Annotated in this window: 21 protein-coding genes; 12 read left to right on the forward strand and 9 right to left on the reverse strand. The window is 66.0% G+C overall.

The features are described from left to right. Nucleotides 1-7: 7 nt before the first annotated feature. The gene (locus tag MMB92_RS16730; RefSeq protein WP_048985950.1) at nt 8-1,180 is read right to left on the reverse strand and encodes a chromate transporter; all 1,173 of its coding nucleotides are present in this window, start codon (nt 1,178-1,180) and stop codon (nt 8-10) included. A gap of 19 nt (nt 1,181-1,199) precedes the next feature. Further along, nucleotides 1,200-2,162: a chromate resistance protein ChrB domain-containing protein gene (locus tag MMB92_RS16735; protein ID WP_012493704.1), complete on the reverse strand. Its 963-nt coding sequence runs from the start codon at nt 2,160-2,162 to the stop codon at nt 1,200-1,202. A gap of 336 nt (nt 2,163-2,498) precedes the next feature. On the opposite strand from MMB92_RS16735, the gene MMB92_RS16740 reads away from it, so the two are divergent. The 5 genes from MMB92_RS16740 (at nt 2,499) to MMB92_RS16760 (ending at nt 4,049) form a co-directional block, all read left to right on the forward strand. Next, nucleotides 2,499-2,783 (forward strand): hypothetical protein, encoded by a 285-nt coding sequence (locus MMB92_RS16740; RefSeq protein WP_006485538.1) that lies wholly within the window; start codon nt 2,499-2,501, stop codon nt 2,781-2,783. A gap of 260 nt (nt 2,784-3,043) precedes the next feature. Then, entirely contained in the window at nt 3,044-3,328 is a 285-nt protein-coding gene (locus MMB92_RS16745; RefSeq protein WP_034178507.1) for a hypothetical protein, read from the forward strand. Between the two features lie 47 nt (nt 3,329-3,375). Continuing rightward, entirely contained in the window at nt 3,376-3,585 is a 210-nt protein-coding gene (locus MMB92_RS16750) for a hypothetical protein (protein WP_006485579.1), read from the forward strand. Between the two features lie 35 nt (nt 3,586-3,620). Beyond that, nucleotides 3,621-3,833, forward strand: a complete 213-nt coding sequence (gene rpsU, locus MMB92_RS16755) for a 30S ribosomal protein S21 (protein ID WP_006485562.1) — start codon at nt 3,621-3,623, stop codon at nt 3,831-3,833. A 9-nt stretch (nt 3,834-3,842) separates the two neighbouring features. Beyond that, complete coding sequence (locus MMB92_RS16760; protein ID WP_077175759.1) at nt 3,843-4,049, forward strand: hypothetical protein; 207 nt, start codon at nt 3,843-3,845, stop codon at nt 4,047-4,049. On the opposite strand, the gene MMB92_RS16765 is transcribed toward MMB92_RS16760, so the two are convergent. Further along, complete coding sequence (locus MMB92_RS16765) at nt 4,033-4,185, reverse strand: hypothetical protein (protein WP_164530928.1); 153 nt, start codon at nt 4,183-4,185, stop codon at nt 4,033-4,035. The genes MMB92_RS16760 and MMB92_RS16765 overlap by 17 nt on opposite strands. A gap of 245 nt (nt 4,186-4,430) precedes the next feature. Between MMB92_RS16765 and MMB92_RS16770 the strand changes: the two genes are divergently transcribed. From MMB92_RS16770 to MMB92_RS16780, 3 genes are all read left to right on the forward strand, one after another. Further along, nucleotides 4,431-5,165 carry an ABC transporter substrate-binding protein gene (locus tag MMB92_RS16770; protein WP_058903877.1) on the forward strand — a complete coding sequence of 245 codons (735 nt, stop codon included), beginning with the start codon at nt 4,431-4,433 and terminating at the stop codon, nt 5,163-5,165. A gap of 370 nt (nt 5,166-5,535) precedes the next feature. After that, nucleotides 5,536-6,843, forward strand: coding sequence for a dicarboxylate/amino acid:cation symporter (locus MMB92_RS16775; RefSeq protein ID WP_006485551.1), 1,308 nt, complete (start codon nt 5,536-5,538; stop codon nt 6,841-6,843). Between the two features lie 13 nt (nt 6,844-6,856). Continuing rightward, nucleotides 6,857-7,798, forward strand: coding sequence for an amino acid ABC transporter substrate-binding protein (locus MMB92_RS16780; RefSeq protein WP_080322807.1), 942 nt, complete (start codon nt 6,857-6,859; stop codon nt 7,796-7,798). An 80-nt stretch (nt 7,799-7,878) separates the two neighbouring features. Here MMB92_RS16780 and uvrA read toward each other — a convergent pair whose 3' ends face one another. The 3 genes from uvrA to MMB92_RS16795 all read right to left on the reverse strand — a co-directional run bounded on the left by uvrA (nt 7,879) and on the right by MMB92_RS16795 (nt 16,048). Then, the gene (gene uvrA / locus MMB92_RS16785; RefSeq protein WP_277562795.1) at nt 7,879-13,773 is read right to left on the reverse strand and encodes an excinuclease ABC subunit UvrA; all 5,895 of its coding nucleotides are present in this window, start codon (nt 13,771-13,773) and stop codon (nt 7,879-7,881) included. A 311-nt stretch (nt 13,774-14,084) separates the two neighbouring features. After that, nucleotides 14,085-15,260 (reverse strand): prolyl oligopeptidase family serine peptidase, encoded by a 1,176-nt coding sequence (locus MMB92_RS16790; protein WP_196432741.1) that lies wholly within the window; start codon nt 15,258-15,260, stop codon nt 14,085-14,087. A 104-nt stretch (nt 15,261-15,364) separates the two neighbouring features. Next, complete coding sequence (locus MMB92_RS16795; protein WP_059723876.1) at nt 15,365-16,048, reverse strand: TetR/AcrR family transcriptional regulator; 684 nt, start codon at nt 16,046-16,048, stop codon at nt 15,365-15,367. A 223-nt stretch (nt 16,049-16,271) separates the two neighbouring features. Between MMB92_RS16795 and MMB92_RS16800 the strand changes: the two genes are divergently transcribed. Continuing rightward, nucleotides 16,272-17,078 carry a cyclase family protein gene (locus MMB92_RS16800; RefSeq protein ID WP_058903874.1) on the forward strand — a complete coding sequence of 269 codons (807 nt, stop codon included), beginning with the start codon at nt 16,272-16,274 and terminating at the stop codon, nt 17,076-17,078. 34 nt (nt 17,079-17,112) lie between these two features. After that, nucleotides 17,113-18,435, forward strand: coding sequence for a fumarylacetoacetase (gene fahA / locus MMB92_RS16805; protein ID WP_277562796.1), 1,323 nt, complete (start codon nt 17,113-17,115; stop codon nt 18,433-18,435). A gap of 138 nt (nt 18,436-18,573) precedes the next feature. Here the strand turns inward: fahA and MMB92_RS16810 are convergent, their stop codons facing one another. Together MMB92_RS16810 and MMB92_RS16815 are read right to left on the reverse strand one after the other, a co-directional pair. Next, nucleotides 18,574-19,665 carry a porin gene (locus MMB92_RS16810; RefSeq protein ID WP_277562797.1) on the reverse strand — a complete coding sequence of 364 codons (1,092 nt, stop codon included), beginning with the start codon at nt 19,663-19,665 and terminating at the stop codon, nt 18,574-18,576. A 218-nt stretch (nt 19,666-19,883) separates the two neighbouring features. Next, nucleotides 19,884-20,588 carry a hypothetical protein gene (locus tag MMB92_RS16815; RefSeq protein ID WP_277562806.1) on the reverse strand — a complete coding sequence of 235 codons (705 nt, stop codon included), beginning with the start codon at nt 20,586-20,588 and terminating at the stop codon, nt 19,884-19,886. Nucleotides 20,589-20,771: 183 nt separating this feature from the next. On the opposite strand from MMB92_RS16815, the gene MMB92_RS16820 reads away from it, so the two are divergent. Continuing rightward, nucleotides 20,772-21,374, forward strand: coding sequence for a TetR/AcrR family transcriptional regulator (locus MMB92_RS16820; RefSeq protein WP_058903870.1), 603 nt, complete (start codon nt 20,772-20,774; stop codon nt 21,372-21,374). A 72-nt stretch (nt 21,375-21,446) separates the two neighbouring features. Here MMB92_RS16820 and MMB92_RS16825 read toward each other — a convergent pair whose 3' ends face one another. Then, on the reverse strand, nt 21,447-21,662 hold the full coding sequence (locus MMB92_RS16825; RefSeq protein ID WP_058903869.1) for a DUF3820 family protein: 216 nt from the start codon (nt 21,660-21,662) through the stop codon (nt 21,447-21,449). Nucleotides 21,663-21,867: 205 nt separating this feature from the next. Between MMB92_RS16825 and MMB92_RS16830 the strand changes: the two genes are divergently transcribed. Further along, nucleotides 21,868-22,056 carry a hypothetical protein gene (locus MMB92_RS16830; RefSeq protein WP_006498035.1) on the forward strand — a complete coding sequence of 63 codons (189 nt, stop codon included), beginning with the start codon at nt 21,868-21,870 and terminating at the stop codon, nt 22,054-22,056.

Raw genomic sequence — 22,056 nt, forward strand, 5'->3', positions numbered from 1 at the left:
TCCACGGTCAGTGATGCAACAGCGGATACACGATCAGGCCCAGCACGGCGGCTCCGCCCACGACCACCGGCTCCGACAGCTTCTTGAACCTGACCAGCAACACGATCGTCGCGAGCGCCACCAACGCGGTCGGCACATCGACGATCGAACGCCGGGCCAGCACGATCACCGACCCCGTGATCGCGCCGACGGCCGCGGCCGTCACGCCGTCGACGAACGCCAGAATCGCCGGCAGCCTGCCGTACTTCTTGAAGTACGGGGCCGGCAACACCGTGAACAAATAGCACGGCAGGAACGTGCCGGCAGCCGCCACGCATGCACCGGGCAACCCGGCCACCAGATAGCCGATGAAGCCCACCGTGATCACGACCGGGCCCGGCGTGATCATCGCGACCGCCACGGCGTCGACGAACTGCTTCTCGTTGAGCCAATGGTGCTCGGTGACGACGCCGCCATAGAGGAACGGCACGATGGCAAGCCCCGAGCCGAACACGAACGCGCCGGCCTTCGCAAAGAACGCGGCAAGTTGCGCGAGCTGCGGCCAGTCGACGATACCGAGCCACGCGCCGGTGGCGGAGACGGGCAACACCATCGCCGCATTGACGCGCCGTTGGCGTAGCCACCTGGGCGGCGCGCGCGTGAACCAGACGAGCAGGCCCGCCGCGAGAAACAGCCACGCCACTTCCGATTCGGTGATCACCGTCACGGCGACCAGCGCGAGATAGATCGCCCACAGCAGCTTGTCGTGGCCGATGCTTTTCGCGGTCAGCTTGCGCGCGCTGATCGCGATGATGCCGATCACCGCCGCGCCGACACCGTAGAACACCGACTGCATCCACGTCAGGCCGCCGAATCGCGTGTACGCGTAGCCGAGCCCGACCACCATCAGGAACGACGGCAGCACAAACGCGATCCCGACCAGCGTCGCGCCGACGATGCGGTAGTGCACGTAGCCGAGATAGATCGCCAGTTGCGCGGCAAGCGGGCCCGGCGCGAGTTGCGCGAGCGCCAGGCCTTCCTTGTAGTCCGCGTCGGCGATCCATCGACGCGTGTCCACGAGATCGCGATGCATGTAGCCGGCGAGCGCGACCGGTCCGCCGAAACCCGTCGCGCCGAGCCACGCGAAGTACCTGATCAGTTGCCACAACGTATAAGCCGGGCGGTCGCGATGTGTGTTCATGTTCGGGCGAGCAACAAGGTCAGGGTTGGCGGTTGCCGCGGAAATGCACGTACAACGAATCGAGTACGGCGCCGATCTCCGTCAACAGCGCATCGTCGTCGGCGAGACGCTTTCGGGCACCGGCGAGAATGGCCTCGAACCCGCCGGCTTCCGGCACGGTCGCGCCGCCCACATCCAGCGCATGCACCATGGCGCCCAGCCGGACGAGTCCGTCGTTGTCGCCGAGCCCGAAGCTGGCGACCAGTACCTCGAACGACACGCGGTCGCCCACGTGCGTGAACGGCGCGCCGTCGAAATCGAAACCGAGCGCGTCGGGCGGGCAATCGGCGAGGTTGTCCAGCCACACGAAGCGTGCATGCGGATCGATGAAACGCTGAATCAGCCACGCGCTGGCGACGCGATCCACCCACAGGTGACGGCGCGTCGCCCACAGCCTGCCCTGATACTGCGCAGGGTCGCGGCGTGGAATGCCGCGCTGGGCGGCATGCGGCTCGCCGGGCGAGCGCAACGCTTCGATCGCGGCGGTGAAATCCCGCCATTGCGCATCCGCGCGCAGCGAGGTTTCACCGGGAAAGAAATCGATGCGTCGAATCGCCTCGTACGTGCGAGCGTGGCGGCGTTGCATGCGATTGAGATCGGCTGCCGCCAGTTCGGGCAGCGTCTTGCGAGCCTCCGAAAGCTCGGCGAGCCAGCCCGTGTAATCGGCCGCGCGATCGAACAGCGCCTTGTACGCGTCTTCGTCCGCGGGGTCGTCCGCACGGACATCCAGCAACCACGCCTGCCCTTCGCCGTTACGGGCCTCGTCGGCGAGGTTACGCAACTGCGCCGCCTGCTCGGCATGCGCGGGCAACAGGTAAGCGCCGTCCCGCAGTGCGCCGCAGCCGAGCGCCTTGACGGTACGCCAGATGCGCATGCGCGCGGTCGCGCCGGCAGTCGGCAGACTGACGATCAACAGGAGCCAGGAAGTCGGGACCGGATTCATGAAGGCAGCATAATGGGCTGTCGCGAACACTGCAATTCAGTAGAGATCGCTACAACGCTTCGTCAGCCGGAAGCCCCACTCGACGCATGGAGCGCGCGCGCCGCACCTGACGACCGGACCGCTCTCGTCGCCGGACCGCAACGCACACGCCGACCGAAACCGGATACGCAATCGCCCCCGCACGGGATCGTTACGATATCCTGCGAATCGAGCGGTTCAACGCATAGACTGAACACACATCACGGCGAACGCCCGTCACTCCATCGCACGCTTTCCCCGCCGCCGTTCCGAATGCAGCCGGGCGGCAAACGCAGGCCCATCTACGAAACCGCTCCAATGACAATCGATCCCGGCTCCATTCCTTACTATCTCGTCCTTCGGGCCGGCTGGCCACCGTATGTGCTGAATTCGGATCGTCAAGTGCTGCGCCGCCAGGCGAGTCCGCTATTGCTGGCATTCGCGCGCACGCGCGGCGCAATCGCGCATGTCGACGACAGCGCGTGGAACGTCTTCTCCGACAGCGAGGGGCTCACAGTAGTCGAACGTCGCGAGACCGGGTTCTTTTCGCTGGTCGCGGGCGACGAGACCGAACGTCAGTTGCATTTGCTGACGACGCTCTGACGTCGTCGCCGGGCGTGCCGCTGCGTACTTGCGGCCACCGAATAAATCGACCGCTCGGCAAACGATGCGCGTATGATGGGTCCATCCGCGCGATCAGCCGTCCTTTGGCCGTTCGCCCCTCCACCCGCCCGCTTGCTGCATCGCCCCGCCTTCGCGCTGCAACGTTGTCCCCTTCACCCACTGGCCCGTCCCACAACGGAAGTACAGGCCGGATGTGTTCGCCCATGCGACTCGTCGTGGCCGAACGCCAGGAGTTCGTCATGAGCATGCACGTCTATCGTGGATTCGAGATTTATCCACTGATTTACTCTCACGTGGCCGCGCCGCATGGCTGCCCGCACAACTACGACGCCGGGTTCGACGCGGCAGTCAAGATTTGCCTGCGCGGCACCACCGATACGCTGACGCAGAGCCAGACCTTCAGATTGCGCGACACGTCCCCCTTCGACAACGCCGGTGACGCGCGTCGTGCGTCGGTCCGCTATGCCGAGAACATCATCGACGACAATCGCGGCAAACAGGGATTCTTCGCCAACGCGAGCTGACGCGGCTCGTCAATGCCATACACTTTTTCGGTATTTTGGAGGTCGAAATGATCATCGACGAACTGCTCGGCTTGATCAGACGGCGTGAAGTCACCCGGCTCGACACCGCCGTGCCCGCCGGAATCGCCGATTCAGCGATGTGCCATCAACCGGAGCTCCACATGTTCATGGCGGTACGTGCGCTATCGATCGGAGCAGGCTATTCGGAATTCGAATCCGACGAGATAGCCAGCGCCGTCATGACACGGCTCGGCTAGCCTTCCGTTCCAACCGCTTTCCAGACAGGATCTACATGACGACAATTACGCCGAAGCTCAACGAACCGATCGATGTCGCACTGCGGCGATTCCGGCGCGACATCGAGAAAACCGGGCTGATTCGCGAGCTGCGCAGTCGCACGAGCTATGAGAAGCCCACGACGGAGCGCAAGCGAAAAAAGGCCAGCGCCGTTGCCCGACAGCGCTTGCAGACGAAGCGCCTGCTTCCGCCCCGGAAAATGTACTAGGAGCCCATCGTGTACAACATGCCGGCCGACGCGCTTCCGTTCTTCCCGTTGACGAAATGCGAAGTCGATTTCGATCGGCAGAACGACATGGTGACACTGCTGCCGAGCTTCTATGCCTTCGGGTGCGAGTACACCAGCCGCGGGTTTCTGATCGCGCGCGGCGATGCGTTCAAGCTGATTGCCGCGCTCGAGAAGGCGCTCAGCGTGCAGGGGTGAGCCGGCACCGGCACGGCAGCACGCTCGTCGGATTGCCGGTGTCGATGTCCTGCATCATCAGGCAGTCGCCGCGCGCGAGAATCCCCAGCCCGACACGCGCCGCCGACAGAAGCGCCTCGTTGTCGTTGCCGATCATGCTGCAGCCTGCGTTGATCGCATGTTGCTCGCCGTCCGGCGTCCGCTTCCCCTGCGGATACGTGTGCAGCCCGGTGACAGGATGCAGCGACCGCCCATGAAGGCCGCGGGCCGACTCGACGTCTCGTCGTCTCCGCGCAGGCACGCCCGCACATGCGATCCACGACGTCCGGTGATAAGCTCAGCATCGACGCACCGTCGCGCGTCCGTCACCCGACCGACCCCATGCCTCCCGCGAGTCCGCTCATGCCCATCGCTCCCGCTGTCGTCTCCGCCTTCACGCCCACCGGCAAGCTCCGCGCCTCGATCAACCTCGGCAACCCGATCCTCGCGAACCGCGACCCGGCGACGGGCGAACCGTTCGGCGTCTCGATCGACCTCGCCCGCGCCTTCGCCGAGCGCCTGTCGGCCGACCTGGAACTCGTGGTGTTCGACGCCGCTGGCAAATCGGTGCAGGCGCTGACCGACGAGCGCGCCGATTTCGGCTTCTTCGCGGTCGATCCGCTGCGCGGCGAAACGGTCGCGTTCACCGCGCCGTACGTGCTGATCGAAGGCTTCTATCTCGTTCCCGACGCCTCGCCGATCCGCACCAACGCGGACGTCGACCAGCCGCACAACCGCGTGGCCGTCGGCAACGGCAGCGCGTACGACCTGTTCCTCACCCGCGAACTGAAAGCCGCGCGGATCGTGCGCGCGCCGACGTCGCAAGCCGTCGTGTCGACGTTCGTCGAGCAGCAACTGGAGGTGGCGGCCGGCGTGAAGCAGCAGCTCGAAGCCGACGCCGCGAAAACACCCGGCCTGCACCTGCTCGACGAGCGCTTCATGGTGATCCGGCAGGCGATGGGCGTGCCGAAGAGCCGCGGCGACGCGGCCGCGGCGGCCCTGAACGCATTCGTGGAAGACATGAAGGCGTCCGGCTTCGTCGCCGATTCGCTGCGCCGGCACGGCATCACGGGTGCATCGGTCGCGCCGGCCGGCTGATCGAAAACCGTGGGCCGCCGCGCGCAACGCGCGCATTCGCCGACCGCCGGGATCGTCCGGTGCGTGGCGCAGGCCCGCGATTTCAGCACGAGGCAGCGGGATCTCCGTGCGCATGACCGGGGCGAAACGCGCGGCGCCGGTCGTCGCAATGCGGCGGCCTTCATACAAGCGACGTGCTGCTCCGCACAAACCGGCATCGGGTTGCACCGGCGTCGGGCACGAAGCGCCACCGGTGCAATCGCCGTCGCCCGGACCGGCCATCACCCGGCGCTAGCGCAAACCCGAACCCGGTTGCACTGTTCATCGTCATTCTGGTCCTGTATCGTCCTTCCATCCCCCGATTGCGAAACCGCTGCATGGGAGGCTCACGATGCGCAAAAAGAATGCTGCAGCCGTCTGGATCCTGATCGCGATGGTGGCAGGCATCGCGATCGGCTACATGGTCTTCACGAGCTTTCCGGACAAGAAGGCCGCCGCCGAAGTCGCCGGGTACATCTCGCTCGTCTCCGACGTGTTCCTGCGCCTGATCAAGATGGTGATCGGGCCGCTCGTCTTCTCCACGCTGGTCGTCGGCATCGCGCACATGGGCGACGCGGCGTCGGTCGGACGCGTGTTCGCGAAATCGATCGCCTGGTTCATCACCGCGTCGCTGGTTTCGCTGCTGCTCGGGCTGCTGATGGCGAACCTGCTGCGGCCCGGCGACAATCTCGGCTTGCCGCTGCCGGACATCGGCGCCTCCGCGAACCTCGCGACGTCCAAGTTCACGCTGAAGGATTTCGTCGGCCACATGGTGCCGAAGTCGTTCGCCGAGGCGATGGCGAACAACGAGATCCTGCAGATCGTCGTGTTCTCGATGTTCTTCGGCGTCGCGCTCGCCGCACTCGGCGACCGCGGCAAGGTCCTCATCGCCGCGATCGACCAGCTGTCGCACGTGATGCTCAAGATCACCGGCTACGTGATGAAGCTCGCGCCGCTCGCGGTGATGGCCGCGATGGCCGCGACCGTCGCGGTCAACGGGCTGTCGGTACTGCTGAAGTTCGCGGTGTTCATGGGCGACTTCTACGTGAGCCTGTTCCTGCTCTGGGCACTGCTCGTCTGTGCGGGGCTCGTGTTCCTCGGGCCGCGCGTGTTCAAGCTGCTGGTGCTGATCAAGGAAGCGTTCATGCTGTCGTTCGCGACGGCCAGCTCCGAAGCCGCGTACCCGAAGATCCTCGATGCGCTCGACCGCTTCGGCGTGAAGCGCAAGATCTCGAGCTTCGTGATGCCGATGGGCTATTCGTTCAACCTCGACGGCTCGATGATGTACTGCACGTTCGCGTCGCTGTTCATCGCGCAGGCGTACAACATGCACCTGTCGCTCGGCACGCAGATCACGATGCTGCTGGTCCTGATGCTCACGTCGAAGGGGATGGCCGGCGTGCCGCGCGCATCGCTCGTCGTGATCGCGGCCACGCTGCACCAGTTCGGGCTTCCGGAGGCCGGGCTGCTGCTGATTCTCGGCGTCGACACGTTCCTCGACATGGGCCGCTCGGCCACCAATGCGGTGGGCAACTCGATCGCGAGCGCGGTGGTCGCGAAATGGGAAGGCCAGCTCCTGTCGGAAGCGGAAGCCGAAGCCAACGCGGCGCGCATCGAAGCGGAACAGGAAGCGACGATCGCACATCCGACGGAAGTCTGACGGAGGCCCGGCGATGAAGATGCAGCGATTCTGGCGTGCGCTCGCGCTCGCGGGCCTGCTTGCGACGGGCGCGACCGCGCGCGCGGAAGATGCGCCTTCGACGCTGCCGCGCGTCGAGCCGTTCGCGCCGGCCCAACTGACCGGCACGCTCGCGAAGGTGCACGGCAGCGGGACGATCGCGCTCGGCTATCGCGACGCGTCGATACCGTTTTCGTACCTGAACGCGCGCAACCAGCCGATCGGCTATTCGATCGAGCTATGCAAGGCGCTCGTGTCGTCGATCGAGGATGCGATCAACCGGAGCCTGACGATCCGCTGGGTGCCGGTCACGTCCGACACCCGCATCGACGCGGTGGTCAGCGGGAAAGTCGATCTGGAATGCGGCTCCACGACCAGCAACCTCGAGCGCCAGAAACGCGTGGCGTTCTCGCCGATCATTTTCGTGGCCGGCACGAAGGTGATGGTGAAACGCGGCGCGCCGATCCGCTCGTTCCGCGACCTCGCGGGCAAGAAAGTCGCGGTGACGGCCGGTACGACCAACGAGAAGGCGCTGCGCGACCTGAACGACAAGTTCCGGCTCGGGATCCAGCTACAGGTGGTGCCGGACCATGCGCAGGGTTTCGCGCTCGTCGCGAATGGCGGCGCCGACGCGTTCGCGACGGACGACGTGCTGCTGTACGGCCTCATTGCCCAGAATGCGGGCAAGGGTGGCCAGTACGACGTGGTCGGCGACTTTCTTTCGTACGACCCGTACGGAATCATGTTCCGCAAGGACGATCCGCAACTCGCGCAGGTCGTGAAAACCACGTTCCAGGAATTGGCCGCCGACGGCGAGATCGCGCGTCAGTACAAGCGCTGGTTCCTGCGCCCGCTTCCGTCGGGCTTGAGTCTGAACCTGCCGATGAGCCCGCAACTGGAGACCATCATCGAGACGATCGGCGTCAACGGGAGTTGAGCGCGTCGACATGAACGACGAAACACGCGCGGCCCCGATGCCTCGCCAGGCACCGGGGCCGCTCACCGGACACGATGCGTTCAGCCGACCCGCGCCGCGCCCTGCTGCTCCGCTTCATCGTCTTCGCTGGCCGTTCGTGCGAGCACCGGCTTCAACGCCTGCCCCGTATGGCTCGCGCTCACCTTCGCGAGCGCTTCCGGCGGCGCCGCCGCGACGATCGTGCCGCCGCCCACGCCGCCTTCCGGCCCAAGATCGATGATCCAGTCGGCTTCCGCGATCACGTCGAGGTCGTGCTCGATCACGACGACGCTATGCCCGGCATCGACCAGCCGATGCAGCACACGGATCAGCTTCGCGACGTCGGCCATATGCAGGCCGACCGTCGGCTCGTCGAGCACGTACAGCGTATGCGGCGCCTTCTGGCCGCGCCGCGTGATGTCGTCGCGCACCTTCGTCAGCTCGGTGACGAGCTTGATGCGCTGTGCTTCGCCGCCGGACAGCGTCGGCGACGGCTGACCGAGCGTCAGATAGCCGAGCCCGACGTCCTTCATCAATTGCAACGGATGCGCGATGTTCGAAATCGGCGCGAAGAACTCCACCGCCTCGTCGATCTCCATCGTCAACACGTCGCCGATGTTCCGGCCGCGCCACGTGACGGCGAGCGTTTCCGGATTGAAGCGCTGCCCGTGGCACACGTCGCACGGCACCTTGACGTCGGGCAGGAAACTCATGCCGATCGTGCGCACGCCTTGCCCTTCGCAGGCAGGGCAGCGCCCATCGCCGGTATTGAACGAGAAACGCGATGCCGTATAGCCGCGTGCGCGCGCCTCGAGCGTATCGGCGAACAGCTTGCGGATCGTGTCCCACACGCCGATATAGGTGGCCGGACACGAACGCGGCGTCTTGCCGATCGGCGTCTGGTCGACTTCGAGCACGCGATCGATCTGCTCCCAGCCGCTCAGCGATTCGCAACCCTGCCATGCGTGCGTGACGTTCAGCGACGGCCGCGGTGCGCTGCGCGCCAGGACGCTCGAACGGCGATTGGTGGCCGGCGCGTCCTGCTGCGCGGCCTTGCGCGCACGCCGCGTGGCCGGCGACGACAGCACCGAGCGGCCGACCGCATCCAGCAGGTTCGTCATCAGCACGTCGCGCGCGAGCGTCGACTTGCCCGACCCGCTGACGCCCGTCACCGCGACGAGCCGCGCGAGCGGAATGCCGACCGTGACGTCGCGCAGGTTGTGCAGCCGGGCGCCATGGACGGTCAGCCACGCTTCCGGCACGGCCGCACCGCCCTTCTTGCCCGGCAGGCTCACGCTGCGGCGCGGCTGCAACGGATGCGTCATCGGCTGCGCGAGCAGGCGCCCCGTCACCGAATCGGCCTGCGCCGCAAGGTCGGCGACCGCGCCTTGCGCGACCAGCGTGCCGCCGCGCTTGCCGGCGCCCGGGCCGACGTCGATGATGTGATCCGCGCGGCGGATCGTGTCCTCGTCATGCTCGACGACGACCAGCGTATTGCCCTTGTCACCGAGCTTGCGCAATGCGTCGAGCAGGATCTGGTTGTCGCGCGGATGCAGGCCGATCGTCGGCTCGTCGAGCACGTAGCACACGCCCTGCAGGTTGCTGCCGAGCTGCGCGGCGAGCCGGATGCGCTGCGCTTCGCCGCCCGACAGGCTCGGCGCCGCGCGATCGAGGCTCAGATAGCCGAGCCCGACCTCCTCGAGAAACGCGAGGCGGCTGCCGATCTCGCTGACGATGTCGCGCGCGATCTGCGCATCGCGCCCGGTGAGTTCGAGCGCATCGATCCAGCGGCGCGTATCCGACACAGTCCATTGCGCGACCTCGACGATCGGATGCGCGTCGAACGTGACCGCGCGTGCGGACGGATTCAGCCGCGTGCCGTGGCAGTCCGGGCACGGCTCGTTGCCGACGCCTTCCGGTTCCTGTTCGTCCGACGGCAAGGTTTGCTCGCGGCCGCGATCGTCGCCGGCGAGCACCGTGTCGTCGTACGCGGCGCGCTGTTCGCGCGTGAGCGTGACGCCGGTGCCGACGCAGGTCGTGCACCAGCCGTGCTTGCTGTTGTACGAGAACATCCGCGGGTCCAGCTCCGGATAGCTCGTGCCGCACACCGGGCACGCGCGCTTGACCGACAGCACCTTGACCGCGCCGACCTGCGCGGTCGAATGATCGTTCCGCATCGCATCGTGCAGCCCGTCGAGCGGCGCGAGCAGGTGCATCACGCCCTTGCCGAGCTCGAGCGTCTCGTCGAGCCTGCGCCGCAACTCGGTTTCGTTGTCCGGCGACACGACGATATCGGCCACCGGCAATTCGATCGTGTGCTCGCGGAAACGGTCGAGCTTCGGCCACGGATCGACCGTGACGAACTCGCCGTCCACCCGCAGATGCGTGCTGCCGCGCGCCTTCGCCCACTTCGCGAGATCCGTATACACGCCCTTGCGGTTGACGACGAGCGGCGCGAGCAGCCCGACGTGCTCGCCGCGATGATCGCGCAGCAGTTGCGCGGCGATCGATTCGACGGATTGCGACGTGACCGGCGTGCCGTCGTGGATGCAGTGCTGCAGGCCGAGCTTCACATACAGCAGCCGCAGGAAATGCCACACCTCGGACGTGGTCGCGACCGTGCTCTTGCGCCCGCCGCGCGACAGCCGCTGCTCGATCGCGACGGTCGGCGGGATGCCGTACACCGCGTCGACCTCGGGACGGCCGGCCGGCTGCACGATCGAGCGCGCATACGCGTTCAGCGATTCGAGGTAGCGGCGCTGGCCTTCGTGGAACAGGATGTCGAACGCGAGCGTCGACTTGCCGGAACCCGATACGCCGGTGATCACGTTGAACTTGCCGTGCGGGATGTCGACGTCGAGCGACTTCAGGTTGTGCTCGCGCGCGTTGACGATCCGCACGACGTCCTCGCCTTCGATCGCCCGGCGCGCGCGCGCCGCGTTCAGCACGGCCTGCAGCGGCACGCCTTCGTCGGCGTGCACCGCCTCGCCATCCATCTCGCGGTCGTACTGCAGCAGCGCCACGCCGGTATGCGATGCGGCGCAGGCCTTCACGTCGTCGGGCGTGCCGGCGCACAGCACGAGGCCGCCGCCGTCGCCGCCTTCCGGGCCGAGGTCGATCAGCCAGTCGGCCGCGCGGATCACGTCGAGGTTGTGCTCGATCACGATCAGCGAATGACCGGCCGCGAGCAGCTTGCCGAACGCCTGCATCAGCTTCGCGATGTCGTCGAAGTGCAGCCCGGTGGTCGGCTCGTCGAACATGAACAGCTTCGCGCGCGCGATGCGCGCTTCTTCCGTCGCGACCCGGCGCCCGTTGGCCGCCGCCGCCGATTCGGCGAGGAAGCCGGCGAGCTTCAGGCGCTGTGCTTCCCCGCCCGACAGCGTCGGCACCGGCTGGCCGAGCTTCACGTATTCGAGGCCGACGTCAACGATCGGCTGCAGCACGCGCAGCACCTCGGCATCGGTCGCGAAGAGCGCGGCTGCCTCGCTGACGGTCAGGTCGAGCACGTCGGCGATGTTCAGCGCGCGGCCGTCGCGCTCGATGCGCACTTCGAGAATCTCGGCGCGGTAGCGGCTGCCGTCGCAATCCGGGCAACGCAGGTAGACGTCGCTCAGAAACTGCATTTCGATGTGTTCGAAGCCCGAGCCGCCGCAGGTCGGGCAACGGCCGTCGCCCGAGTTGAAGCTGAACGTGCCGGCGCCGTAGCCGCGCTGCAGCGCGAGCGGCGCCTTCGCGAACAGCTTGCGGATTTCGTCGAATGCGCCGACGTAGCTAGCCGGGTTCGAGCGTGTGGTCTTGCCGATCGGCGACTGGTCGACGAACACGACGTCGCCGACCTGGTCGGCGCCCGTGAGGCTGCGGTACGCGCCCGGCGACTCGGTCGCCTTGCCGTGGTGCCGCGCCATCGCCGGATACAGCACGTCCTGCAGCAGCGTGGATTTGCCGGAGCCGGATACGCCCGTCACGCACACGAGCCGCTGCAGCGGAATCTCGACCGTGACGTCGCGCAGGTTGTGTTCGGTCGCGCCTTCGAGCACGATGCGCGGCGTGTTGGCGTCGACCACGCGGCGCGCCCAGTTCGACGCATGCGCGACCTGCTTGCGGCCGCCGAGATACTCGCCCGTCAGCGTGTGCGCGGACCGGATGTCGGCCGGCGTGCCGTCATAGACGATCGTGCCGCCGCGCTCGCCCGGGCCGGGGCCCATGTCGATCAAGCGATCGGCCGCGAGCATCACCGACGGATCGTGCTCGACCACGACCAGCGTATTGCCCGCGTCGCGCAGCCGCTGCATCGCCTCGACGATCCGCGTGAGGTCGCGCGGATGCAGCCCGATGCTCGGTTCGTCGAGCACGAACAGGGTTTTCGTGAGCGACGTGCCGAGCGCCGTCGTCAGGTTGATCCGCTGCACCTCGCCGCCCGACAGCGTGCGGCTTTGCCGGTCGAGCGTCAGGTAGCCGAGCCCGACGTCGCACAGATATTTCAGGCGCGTGCGCACCTCGGCGAGCAACAGCTTCAATGCGTCGTCGAGCAGCGCGCTCGGCAGGACGATGTCGTCGAAGAAGCGCCGGATGCGCTCGATCGGCAGCAGCATCAGGTCGTGGACGGTCAGGCCAGGCAGCGCTTCGAGTTGCGCGCGGCTCCAGTCGACGCCGCGCGGCATGAAGCGGTCGGCCGGCGCGAGCACGGCGTCCGCGTTCTCTTTCGAGCCGAGCCGCCATTGCAGCGATTCCGTCTTCAGGCGCGCACCGCCGCACACGTCGCACGGCGTATAACTGCGGTATTTCGACAGCAGCACGCGGATGTGCATCTTGTACGCTTTCGATTCGAGATAACCGAAGAAGCGCTTCACGCCGTACCACTGGCTTTGCCACTTGCCGTTCCAGTCCGGCGACCCGTTGACGACCCAGTCGCGCTCGGCGTCCGTCAGCTCGGACCACGCCACGTCGCGCCGGATGCCGGCCTTCGCCGCGTAGCGCATCAGGTCGTCCTGGCACTCTTTCCATGCGGGCGTCTGCATCGGCTTGATCGCGCCGCCACGCAGCGTCTTGCGCGCGTCGGGAATCACGAGGCCGAGATCGACGCCGATCACGCGGCCGAAGCCGCGGCAGGTTTCGCACGCGCCGTACGCCGAGTTGAACGAGAACAGCGCGGCTTGCGGCTCCGCGTAGCGCAGGTCGCTGTCGGGATCGTGGAGCCCGGTGGAGAAGCGCCAGATCAACGGCTCGGCCGTCGCGTTTTCCGCTTCCGCCGCCAGCACGTACACGTTCACGCGGCCGCCGCCGCGCTTCAGCGACGCCTCGATCGCCTCGACCACCCGCACCTTGTCGGCCTGCTGCACGCGAAAGCGGTCGGCCACCACGTCGAGCATCTTGCGCGGCCCGGTGGGCGACGCGACTTCGCGCTGCGCCTGCACGCGCGTGTAGCCGCTCGCCGACAGCCACTGCGCGATTTCCTCGTCGGACACCGCTTCCGGCAATTCGACCGGGAACGTGACGACGACGCGCGGATCGTCGGCGCGCGTGCGCGCGACGAGCTCCGCGTAAATCGTCTCCGGCGTGTCGTGCCGCACCTGCCGCGCGGTCTTGCGGTCGAACAGCTCGGCCGCGCGCGCGTACAGCAGCTTCAGGTGGTCGTTCAGCTCGGTCATCGTGCCGACGGTCGACCGCGAGCTGCGCACCGGGTTGGTCTGGTCGATCGCGATCGCGGGCGGCACGCCGTCGACGCGCTCGACCTGCGGGCGATCCATCCGGTCGAGGAACTGCCGCGCGTACGCGCTGAAGGTTTCGACGTAGCGCCGCTGGCCTTCCGCGTACAGCGTGTCGAACACGAGACTCGACTTGCCGGAGCCCGACGGGCCGGTCACGACCGTCATTTCACCGGTGCGCAGGTCGAGATCGAGATTCTTGAGGTTGTGCTGACGTGCTCCGCGAATGCGGATCAGATTGCTGGATGACAATTTGCCTGCCCGTCTGAATGAGTTAGCCAGAGTTCACGGTGCCGGAACGCTGCGGCGGATGCCCGCAGGCGCGGCGCACGGGCCGCAAGGGTTGGACCTGCGCGGCTCGAGTTCGACGGGTACTATACTGTATATTCATACAGTTTTCCATGACGACCCTGCGGGCGTCATGGACAGGCGGCGGGGAGGGGCCCGTCCTGTCGGTTGCGCCTCCCGGGGAATCGACGAGTCGACCGGCGTTTCGCGGTGCAAGCCCGGCGGCGCACGTCGATCGCGGCGGCTCCTGCCACCTCCTGCCTCGGCAGCGCGGCTCATGTTTCCACGTGTGTCGCGCCCAGTTCCCTGTACGTCTCGGCAATCCAGTCGGCGATATAGTCGCGAACGTTCGTCACGTTGTCCGCGCTGCAGTGCTCGACGCCCCCTTCCGCCGCGGTGAAGAATTTCAACTCGCGCTTCGGGCTGTTCACCGCACCCTGATACTGCTGGATCGCGTATTCCCGCGGAATCTGCCGGTCGGCGTCCCCGTGGACGATCAGGAACGGAACCGTGACCTCGTCGATGACCGGAGCCAGCGTGATCCGCTCCGAGAAGGCCATGAATTCTTCAAGCGTGGTCTTGCCCCATACCCATCGGACATGATCCCAGTAATGCGGCACCGGATTGTCGCCCTCCCGCGCGAGACGGCGTCGCTGCAGTTCGCCCCAGTTGAAATTCGCGCCCCACGCGACACACAGCCGGAAACGCTTGTCGATCGCGACCGCGCGCGGCGCGTAGTACCCGCCGAGCGACCACGCGCACATGCCGAGCATCCGACTGTCGACGTCGTTACGTCGCGCCAGGTAGTCGGCGACGGCCCCCGCCCACACCTCCGATTCGATCAACGCGGTCAACCCGTTCACGCGCAGCGCTTCGCCGGTGCCCGGTTGATCGATCGCAAGGCTCGAAATGTTGCGCGCCGCGAGCGCCTGCTGCACGCCGCTGCCGTAAATCGTCTCCTTGAAACTGTCCAGACCGTTGGCGAACACCACGCACGGCGCGGCGGCCGATGCGTTGTCGTGCGCCGCGACGAACACGCCGGCGAGCGTGGTGCCGCGATACGGGACTTCGACCCGCTCGCAATTTTTCTCGTGAAGCTCGGCGAACCGCGCGAAACAGCGCAGCGCCTTCGCATAGGCAGCCCTGCGGGGTTCGAAAGACGGATGCGTCATGCGCTCGCCCGTCAGGTAGTACACCGCCGCACGGCCGAATTTGGCGCCGGCGCTCAATCGTCGGCCGGCAGCCAGGTCGGCTTCCGCCAGCCCACGAAGACGATCGCCCAGCCCGCACCAAGCCAGAAAGAAGGCTTCGGTTGCGCCGTCGTCGCTTCGTGTCGACGCGTCGATCAACGGACGGCACACCGCGTCGATCTCGCCGCTGTTTCCGCCCGACGCCAGTGCGATGTTGACGGACAGGTTCCATACATAGTTGGTGGGGAAATATTCGACCATTGTTTGCTCGACGGGATTCGACCGCATCCCGCATAACGTGACGACAGAAAGAAACAGCGATGCAGATGACGCGCGGCGCCATGGAATGCCGGCGTTCCGCTCGATCAGACCGACGCTCCGCCCGCCCGAATGCCCGCGGTAATGAACGTCACCAGATGCGCGGTCTTGCTCTTCAACGCGCCGGCCTTGATCTTGCCGTTCGAGATGCGCTCGATGCGGCTATCGAACGCGCTCATCACCAGCGCGCCGACGGCGAACAGGTAGGCCCAGTGGGCGTAGCTGGCGCCATGGCCGGGGAGCGCCTTTCTGATCGCGCCGACGAATTCGGCCGCAAACGGGTCGAAATATTCGGCGACGATGCCGCGCTCCGCTTCGCGCGGATCGGATGCTTCGCGTGCCACGAGCTTCGCGTACGCAAGACCGGCGTCCGTACCCTGGATCTGCATGACGGGCAGCACGAACGCGCGCACGATGTGCTCGAGCGGATCCTCCCCCGCGGCCACCGGCTCGCGCAGCATCGCCAGCCGCGCGTCGAGCACGGTTTTGCGGCGCTCGAACAACGCACGGTACAGCCCCATCTTCGTCTCGAAGTGATACACGATCAGCGGCAAGCCGACGTCTGCCGCCGACGCGATATCCCGCATCGACACCCCGTCGAACCCTCCTGCGGCGAACAGGCGCTCCGCCACGTCGAGGACGCGCTCGCGCTTGCTCGTCTGCCCCGCGTCCTGCGTTCGCCCCCCGCCCCGCGTGCCGGGCGCCTTCTTCGTGGTTTCCTTTGCTTGCATGGTCCTCCCCATTCTGTGCAGGTCTTCGCACCTGTCGTTCCGGTCATCGGGCAACGACGGTTTGCATTCGCATCAAACTGACTGTACGATCGTACAGTAAATCATAACACGAGCGAGGGCGCCCCCGGTCGTCGCGGTTGACCGCACACGCGAATGCCCGTCGCGTACCCGGACTGCAGAGCCGGCGGCCACGGTCGCACCCTCCAACCACGAGTACCCGAACATGACACGACGCTTCGTCGATCTTTCGATCTATCTGGAAAACGACGTCATTTCCGATCCGCCGGGTTACGGCCCCACGATCCAGTATCTGGCGCACGAGGAGACGGCCAAGAGCGTGACGGCCTTCTTTCCCGGGTTGCAGGAACACGACCTGCCGGACAGCGAAGGCTGGGCGATCGAGCACGTCCGCTTGAGCACGCACAACGGCACCCACCTCGATGCGCCTTATCACTTTCACAGCACGATGAATGAATCGACCGGCGAGCGCGAACGTGCGATCACCATCGACGAGGTACCGCTGGACTGGTGTTTCCAGCCGGGCGTGAAGCTGGATTTCACCGACCGGGCCGATGGCTACGTCGTTACCGCCGCCGACGTCGAAGCGGAACTTGCGCGCATCGATCACGTCCTCAAGCCGCTGGAAATCGTCGTGGTCAACACCCGCGCGGGGATGCGCTACGGTCAACCCGACTACGTATCGAGCGGTTGCGGCATGGGCCTCGACGCCACCCTGTACCTGCTCGAACGAGGCGTCCGGCTGACCGGCACCGACGCGTGGAGCTGGGATGCGCCGTTCGTGCATACGGCCCGGAAATACGCCGAAACGCACGACGCGTCGCTGATCTGGGAGGGGCACAAGGCTGGCCGCCATATCGGCTATTGCCATCTGGAGAAGCTTCACAACCTCGAGGTGCTACCGCCCCACGGTTTTTTTGTCTCGTGCTTCCCGCACAAAATTCGCGGCGCCTCCGCGGGCTGGACCCGCGCGGTCGCCATCTTCGACGATGCACTCAACGCCACGGCTTGAGACCGCATCGAACCGCTTCATGCGAGGAATATCGATGGAACTGAATCACACGCACGACGTCACCCGGCGCAGCTGGGTGGATACGGCCAACGAGGCCGGAACCGACTTTCCGTTGCAGAATCTGCCGTTGGGTATCTTTCGGCGCGCGGGACGGAACGAACCCTGGCGCGGCGGAGTCGCCATCGGCAACCAGATCGTCGATCTCGCGGCGTTGCAGCAGGCAGGCGTGCTCGACGGTCTGGCCGCCGACGCCGTTCGGGCCGCCACGGCAACGACGTTGAATGCGCTGCTCGATATGGGCCCCGCCGCGTGGCAGGCGTTGCGCCATGCGCTGTTCGCATTGCTGGAAGCAGGCAGCCCGCACGAAAAAACCGTGCGTCACATGCTGGTGCCGCAGACGGAAGCCGAACATGCCGTGCCCGTGCGCATCGGCGACTACACCGACTTCTACACCTCGCTCGATCACGCGTTGAACTGCAGTCGCCCGCTCGGGATGGCGATCAGCCCGAATTTCGACTGGCTGCCGATCGCGTATCACGGCCGCGTGTCGTCGATCGACGTGAGCGGCCAGCAGGTCTATCGGCCGGTGGGACAGTATCGGCCCGACCCGTCGTCCGCGCCCGTTCGAGGCGCGTGCCGCCAGCTCGACTACGAGCTGGAAGTCGGGGCGGTGATCGGCACCGGCAATTCGCGCGGCACCGCGATTCCGCTGGCCGATGCCCAGCAACACCTGTTCGGACTGTGCCTGCTGAACGACTGGTCCGCTCGCGATATCCAGGCGTGGGAAATGCAGCCGCTCGGGCCGTTCCTGGCGAAGAACTTCGCGACGACCCTGTCGCCGTGGCTCGTCACGGTCGAGGCGTTGTTGCCCTATCGTACGACGTGGTCGCGCGTGGCCGATCGTCCGCAGCCGCTCGACTATCTGGATGCCGAGGCCAACCGGCAGGCCGGCGCGTTCGATATCCGGCTCGAGGCGTCGATCCTCAGCGCGCGGCAGCTCGCGCAAGGGCAGCCACCGCGTACGTTGACGCACACCAGTTTCCGACACCAATACTGGACGCTCGGGCAAATGATCGCGCATCACACGATGGGCGGCTGCAATCTCCAGAGCGGCGACCTGCTCGGCAGCGGCACCGTTTCGGGACCGTCGCCGGGCGAAGCCGGCGCGTTGATCGAACTCACGTCGGGGGGAACACGCCCGGTGGACATCGGCAACGGCGAAGCACGCGCGTTCCTCGAGGACGGCGATACCGTGATCTTTCGTGGCTGGTGCGAGCGTGACGGTTTTGCGCGAATCGGGTTCGGCGCCAACTATGGCACGGTACTGCCCGCGCCGGTCGCGGACAGCGGACGCTGATCGGCACGCGTCTCGCGCCGGTCAGCGCGCGGCGTGGGGGCCGGCCCGGATGTCGAGCCGTACGCGCCGATGTGCTCATGAAATCGCCGCGAGCCATGCCGCTCGCGGCGATTTCAATTCATGACGGACGCGCAGCGCTCAAAAGAGATGCCGCGCACCAACGACGAAACTGGCGCTGCCGCCGGTCGGCGCGTAGAGCGCGCCGTTCACCGTGAACCCCGTATGCATCGACCCATGGTTGTTCACGAAGGCCGCGGCGCCATACAACGTCGTTCGCTTCGACAGGAAGTAGTACAGCCCGGCGGACGTCAGCAGCGCATGGCTGGCCGGATCGTTGCTGTCCCGCATGTACCAGACACCCGCGTCGGTGGACAGCGCGGGCGTGATCAAATACTCGCCGCCGACCGAGTACACCTTCTCGTTGAAGGAATGGGCGATCTTGTAGCTCGTATACGAGCCCTTCAACGTCGCGGCGCCCCACGTGTACGCCGCGCCGATCGTGCGGCCCGCGAATTCGACCGTCGACGGAAACGGCGTGGACGTACTCGCCGAACCGCCGGGATTGCCGCTGAAGAGCGCCGCGTTGGCCACCAGGTTTCGCCACGCGTATCTCAAGCGCGCCGCGTATTGACGGCCGGCCTGAAATTTTCCGGGATCGCCGCCCAGCGCCAGCAGCGCGCTCGCCTGGAGACCGGCCACGGTCCGGCTCGTATACGACACGGCATTGGCGACGAAGATGCCCGTCGCAAAAAAATTGCCCATGTAGATGCCGGCCTGACTGCCGAAGAACGATGCGTGCCGCGCGTCCGTGTCGACGATCGCAAGCCCGAACGGCGAGTACTGCATGCCGGCCTTGACGGTCCCGAATCGTCCCGAAAGGCCGACGAACGCCTGTCGTCCGAACAGGTTGCCGTTCGAATTGCCCAGCGCGCCGTTGTTCATGGTGAAACCGCTTTCCAGCGTAAAGATCGCCTTGGTGCCTGCGCCGAGATCTTCTACGCCGGTTATCCCGAAGTGGGAGCCGGACATCCCGCCGTCCGCCATCGAGATCCGATGGGCGCCGTTCGTCCCGGTTCCCGCGTCGAAGCTGCGACTCGTGTACATGACACCGGCATCGACGACGCCATACAGCGTGACCGTACTTTGCGCATGCGCACTCGCGCCGACCACCAACATGGCGGCTGCCGCCTGCATCCGCATGAGCGAACCGCCTCCCCTTTTCCGATTCATGATCCGATATCTCCTTTAATTTAATAGGTATGCTTATTAATATTCTTAAAAAAACTTATGCGCGACACACGACGAAAGCCATCCTATCGATATCGATCCGTCGTTTTATCAGTCATCCATATCGATATGCATCGATACTGCCCTGCCACTGAAAGCGTGACGAAACATGACGGCGCTGCGCTGGACTGCCCGCCCGCAACGGGCGAGCCCGCGGAAAGTCATGCGTTCACGGAAAAGGCCAACGGCATCAAGTCGTCCGGTTGCGTCCGCGTGAGGGCGTAGAGCTCGAACCAGTTGTACCACTCGACCATCAGGTGGTCCGCGTGACCGCGAATCAAGTCGTCCGGCGTGGTCGACGGCCAGAAAATTTCCAGCCGTGCATCGAACCCCGGCGACGTATCCCTGAATTGATGCAGCAGATACCCGACCGTCTCCCCGTCGATCGACTCGATTCGCCCCATCATGCGATGCGGCATATCGGGCGCCAGTTCGATCGGGACACCGCTCCAGTCGTCCAGATGTCGGAACTTCAGCAACGCGGGGAACTGCGTATGACCCGGCACTTCGAGAATGCCCACGCGCTCGCCGGGAAGCGATAGCGCGCCGAGATGTTCGGGGTGAGCGCGCAGCATCGCGGCGCTGTTCGGGCCGCGGTAGCCGTCCCAGAACCACTTGATGAACGCCGCACCGTCGCCCGCCGCGACGTGCGCCTCGGCCACCGACGAACGGAAGCGACCATGGGCGCGCCGCGACCAGTCCCGCTCGTTCGCCTCGTGTGCCGCGATCTCCTTCGCGAACACCTTTACCATGCCGTCCGCCCCGAGCTTGTCCATCAACAGGGCCATCATGTGCCGCGCCCTTTTGACTTCCATCCTGAGGATGTCTTCGCCGGTTACCTCTGTCCCGGCTTTGAAAAACGTCACCGATTTCAATTCAACCTCCTGAGCGCTATCGAACGAGACGACATGTTTTCGCATCTCGCCCGCTAATGCAAGTAAACTTGCATTAGCGTTTACCGCAAGCGAGCCCGTCCCGGCTCGGTCGGGCACGGGTTCGACATGGAACGTCCCGCCATCAGCCCTCGACGCCGCGTGTAAAATCCGCTCATGCCCAATTCCGCCGAACCACAATCGCCATCGCGTCGCCGCCGCCCTGGCGGCCGCAGCGCACGCGTCCGCGATGCCGTGGTCGCGGCAACCATCGCCCAATTGCAGGAATCCGGTTTCGAGCGGCTCAGCATCGGCGCGGTCGCCGCGCTTTCCGGCGTGAACGAGAGTTCGATCTATCGCCGCTGGAAGAGCAAGGAAGGGCTGGTGATGGAGGCCGTGTTCGAGCTTTTTGCCGAGAACATCGTGATCCCCAATCGGGGTTCGCTGCACGCGGATCTCGTCGCGCTCATGTCGGCAACCGTGCGCTACTTGCGCACCGGGGTGGGCCGGTCGGCGATCCAGTTCGTGCTCGCCACCTACAACGACGCCGGCGTCACCAGCGAGTTGCACCGGCTGTGGACCAACCGGTTTTCCGCGGTCCAGCAGATTTTCGAACGCGCGACGCAGCGGGGAGAGTGGCAAAGGGATGCGGACCCGATGCCGTTGCTTCACTGCCTCATCGGCGCGGTGTATCTGCGAACGTTCCTGCTGCGCGAACGCGTCACGGTCAATCAGCTCCGGGAATTGACGCTGTGGCTGCTGCGCGGGCAAAACGCCTGAACACGCAGATCGGTTGGACGCGAAGGAAGTCGCGGGACCGTGTTCGGGCAACCGGCTGGGCGCGACGCCGTGCTACGCGGGTTTGCGCAACGGCTCCAGCAGGTGCCGCAAGCCGTTATGGTCGATCTCGTGCATGAGCGCGAGCTGTCGGCCGAGTTCGCCGCGCGGGAACCCTTCGCGCGCCAGCCAGTTGAGGTAGGGGCCGGGCAGGTCGGCGATGAGTCGGCCCTTGTATTTTCCGAAGGGCATGGTGACGGCGACAAGGCATTCAAGATCGGGGGCTCGCATGCGCGTATTGTGCACGGCTTTCCGCCCTGCCGCGCGCATCACGGCCGCCGCTTCGCGCCCGCCGATCCACGGCTGCGAATCCGGCCCTTCACGGCGAGCCGAATCGACGAACCGACCCCGATTGACGGCCGGAATTCGCGTCGGCCGCCGATTTCGTTGCTGCCTGCTAGACTGAAATTTCCCCCTGCAAACCCTGGAGGGAATCATGACGTCCATCTATGTCGTGAAGACCGGCGAGCAGTTCCTCTGCACCGCCGAAGACGGCGACATCGGCATGGCGCCGGCCATCGAGGATGCCGCCTCCTTTGGTTCGTATGACGAAGCGGAGAAGGCCGCGAGCGCGCATGCCGACCCGGGATACGAAATCGTGGCCGTCTGCGTGATCAGGCACTGA

It is taken from the genome of Burkholderia sp. IO2 (genome assembly GCF_029522185.1).
GTDB classification, from domain to species: domain Bacteria; phylum Pseudomonadota; class Gammaproteobacteria; order Burkholderiales; family Burkholderiaceae; genus Burkholderia; species Burkholderia cenocepacia.

Bases quoted from the DNA above. Each gene is read 5' to 3' on its own strand.
- MMB92_RS16730 (WP_048985950.1), bottom strand. From the start codon at position 1,180: ATGAACACACATCGCGACCGCCCGGCTTATACGTTGTGGCAACTGATC.
- MMB92_RS16735 (WP_012493704.1), bottom strand. From the start codon at position 2,162: ATGAATCCGGTCCCGACTTCCTGGCTCCTGTTGATCGTCAGTCTGCCG.
- MMB92_RS16740 (WP_006485538.1), top strand. From the start codon at position 2,499: ATGACAATCGATCCCGGCTCCATTCCTTACTATCTCGTCCTTCGGGCC.
- MMB92_RS16745 (WP_034178507.1), top strand. From the start codon at position 3,044: ATGAGCATGCACGTCTATCGTGGATTCGAGATTTATCCACTGATTTAC.
- MMB92_RS16750 (WP_006485579.1), top strand. From the start codon at position 3,376: ATGATCATCGACGAACTGCTCGGCTTGATCAGACGGCGTGAAGTCACC.
- rpsU (WP_006485562.1), top strand. From the start codon at position 3,621: ATGACGACAATTACGCCGAAGCTCAACGAACCGATCGATGTCGCACTG.
- MMB92_RS16765 (WP_164530928.1), bottom strand. From the start codon at position 4,185: ATGATCGGCAACGACAACGAGGCGCTTCTGTCGGCGGCGCGTGTCGGG.
- MMB92_RS16770 (WP_058903877.1), top strand. From the start codon at position 4,431: ATGCCCATCGCTCCCGCTGTCGTCTCCGCCTTCACGCCCACCGGCAAG.
- MMB92_RS16775 (WP_006485551.1), top strand. From the start codon at position 5,536: ATGCGCAAAAAGAATGCTGCAGCCGTCTGGATCCTGATCGCGATGGTG.
- MMB92_RS16780 (WP_080322807.1), top strand. From the start codon at position 6,857: ATGAAGATGCAGCGATTCTGGCGTGCGCTCGCGCTCGCGGGCCTGCTT.
- MMB92_RS16790 (WP_196432741.1), bottom strand. From the start codon at position 15,260: ATGGTCGAATATTTCCCCACCAACTATGTATGGAACCTGTCCGTCAAC.
- MMB92_RS16795 (WP_059723876.1), bottom strand. From the start codon at position 16,048: ATGCAAGCAAAGGAAACCACGAAGAAGGCGCCCGGCACGCGGGGCGGG.
- MMB92_RS16800 (WP_058903874.1), top strand. From the start codon at position 16,272: ATGACACGACGCTTCGTCGATCTTTCGATCTATCTGGAAAACGACGTC.
- fahA (WP_277562796.1), top strand. From the start codon at position 17,113: ATGGAACTGAATCACACGCACGACGTCACCCGGCGCAGCTGGGTGGAT.
- MMB92_RS16810 (WP_277562797.1), bottom strand. From the start codon at position 19,665: ATGAATCGGAAAAGGGGAGGCGGTTCGCTCATGCGGATGCAGGCGGCA.
- MMB92_RS16820 (WP_058903870.1), top strand. From the start codon at position 20,772: ATGCCCAATTCCGCCGAACCACAATCGCCATCGCGTCGCCGCCGCCCT.
- MMB92_RS16825 (WP_058903869.1), bottom strand. From the start codon at position 21,662: ATGCGAGCCCCCGATCTTGAATGCCTTGTCGCCGTCACCATGCCCTTC.
- MMB92_RS16830 (WP_006498035.1), top strand. From the start codon at position 21,868: ATGACGTCCATCTATGTCGTGAAGACCGGCGAGCAGTTCCTCTGCACC.